Origin of the sequence: Methylobacterium sp. CCH7-A2, assembly GCF_001557075.1 — a bacterium.
GTDB classification, from domain to species: Bacteria; Pseudomonadota; Alphaproteobacteria; order Rhizobiales; family Beijerinckiaceae; genus Allobosea; species Allobosea massiliensis.
Genome location: NZ_LSKN01000263.1, coordinates 1 through 2,325, shown reverse-complemented (window position 1 = coordinate 2,325; position 2,325 = coordinate 1). Strand labels below are relative to the sequence as shown.

At 68.0% G+C, this 2,325-nt stretch carries 2 protein-coding genes; both read right to left on the bottom strand.

All coding sequences use genetic code 11. The annotated features are described in order from the left end of the window. Positions 1–821, bottom strand: an 821-nt coding sequence (locus AX750_RS19745; RefSeq protein ID WP_156450115.1) for a hypothetical protein, incomplete at its 3' end; no start/stop codon positions are given. Between the two features lie 79 nt (positions 822–900). After that, positions 901–2,043 (bottom strand): AAA family ATPase, encoded by a 1,143-nt coding sequence (locus AX750_RS19740; RefSeq protein WP_066735383.1) that lies wholly within the window; start codon positions 2,041–2,043, stop codon positions 901–903. Positions 2,044–2,325: the final 282 nt, after the last annotated feature.

Below are 2,325 nucleotides of genomic sequence, written 5' to 3'. Positions count from 1 at the left end.
AGAGGGGCACGCGTCGCGACGCTGGCATGAGCGGCCTCGAAGATCCGGTCGGTATTGACCTGGACCGGCGAGAGCGCGAGCGCGGCCAGCGCGAGGACGTGCTGGAGCAGCGCCCCTTCCCTGGCGGAATTGATCTCGTCGCGGTCCTCAGGGTGCAGCTCGTCTTGATCGAGCGAGAGAGCGAAGCGCTCCGCCCACACCGCATGCTGCCGGGCCTCGGCGAGGAGCAGGGCCGCATCCGCCTTGCGCTTGAGCCAGCTGCGCAAGGCGACGTGCTCCTCGATGCGGTGGATCGTGGCGTGGCTGGGCGACGGCGCTTCGCCATGGCCGCGACCGGCGAAGGCGATGGCGTCCCGCGCGAGGGTGTGAACATCGTGATCCTTCAGTCCGAAGGCGATCTCGCCGACATGGCGAAGCTCATTGTCCTCAGGGTTCTCCAGGCTCTGGAGGAACGCTGCGCCCTGCTGTCGGCGAGCATGGCGATCGGCGCCGCTGGTCGCCGGCATCAGCGCGACGGCGACAGTCGCGGTCGTGTTGAGCAGAACGAGCGCGTAGAGCTGGCCGAGATGCTGCGACACCTGACCGGGCGGGCTCACCTGGGCCAGTGCGACGAAGCGCGCGACCTGGTCGGCATGAAGCCGGGCGCGCTCCACCATGTCGGCGACGGAGGTCCGGTTACGGATGAAGGCGGCATACGCCGGCGTGCTGGGCTGATGCAGGCGCAGCGCTGCGATCTCGTCGATCACGGGGCGCAGGGTCGGATCGAATGGCAGGGTGGCGAGGGTTGCGGCGGCCGTGGCGCCGGGCTGGGAGCAGGTCATGTCGATGGTGCTTTCTGCGATGGAGGTCGTGCTGAGTTCCCGGGGGTGTTTGGTCCCGTTCCTCACTGTCCCTCTCTCGTCAGCCTCCCCTCCGGGCTTCCGATCCGTAGCTGGCCCTCGCCGTCTCCGCGATCATGCCCTTGGCCTTCATCCCGCTCAGGAACCCGATCCGCCCCTTCCCGGCCGATCCGGGGCGCAGCACGGCTTGCGCCTGGGCAAGGTCGGCCCGGGTGACGTGCCGGCGCCCCTCCATGCAGGCGAAGCCGAAAGCGATCGGCCAGAGCCGCGACATCGCGCGGGGCGTCTGCGCGAGGACCTCTTCGAGCAGGGCGTCTGTCGGGGCAGCGAATAGCGAGCCCGTGGCGGTATTCGCCTCGTCGAAGAGCGAGCGCTGGATCGCCTGCATCTGGCCTGGCTCCAACGTGATCTCGAAGGCGATGAGCCGATCGACGATCGAGGCGGGCAGCGGCGAGAGGTCATTGGCCGTCGCGATCCAGATGATGTGATCGGCGCGCAGCGGCACCTCGACGAACTCGTCGGTGAAGCGGCTGGCGTTCTCGCGTTCGAGCAGCGAGTGCAGGACGTTGATCGGCGTCTCGCTCGGATTGATCGGGCTTGCCTTCTCGATCTCGTCGATGACGATGACGGGCGAAGCGCAGCTGGAGTCGATGAGCAGTTGCGCAACCTTGCCGGGGCCCGACGCCCGCCAGATCGGCGCGAGGCCTGAGAACCAGGTGCCTCGGTCCGTCATCAGGTTCATGGGGATCGTCAGGCGGGAGACGCCGAAGGCCTGGGAGAGGCGATGAGCGTAGTAGCTTTTGCCGGTCCCCGGGGCGCCCAGCAGCACGCAAGGGTCGAGCCGCAAGGGCTGGCCGCCGGCCATCGCAAGCGTCGCCGCGCGAACGATCCAGGCGGTGACCGCCGCGAACTGCGGACAGATGCGGTCGAGCGCGGCGAGGCGCGCGATCATCTCGGCGTCGGGGACAATCAGGCTGCGCCAGGAGCCACGCTCATCCTGATAGAGGCGGTTCCACAGCGCGCGCTGCCGCGCCTGGGCATGGCCCTCCTCATCGCTCGTCGTGGTCATGATGCCGTCGCCATGCAGACGGCGGTCGACGTCGCGATAGTCGAAGAGGTGGAGGCCGATTGGCTCCGCGAGTGGAACGGGAGGCACGGCGGGCACGGCGCGCGTCCCACGCGCGCGGCTGGTCTTGCTGGTCATTGGGGTATCCGGGCTAGGCTTTACAGGGGTTCTGCGGCTGCAGTCCCGTTTCCCCTTTTCTTCATCGGTGTGGGCGCTGACGTCGGCACCCTCTCACCCCCGTACGACGGCGTTCATGCCCGCGGCCAACGTCGGCGTCTTCAACCGCCTCTTCACTTGGAAGGTCGTCGGTTCAAAGAACATTCAGTGCGTCACCAGCCAGCAACGGTGGCTGGTCCGGACGAGATGCGCCAGTTCCTGCCATTGGTCGGCTGCCTGAAACCGGACGCCAACTGAGACCGC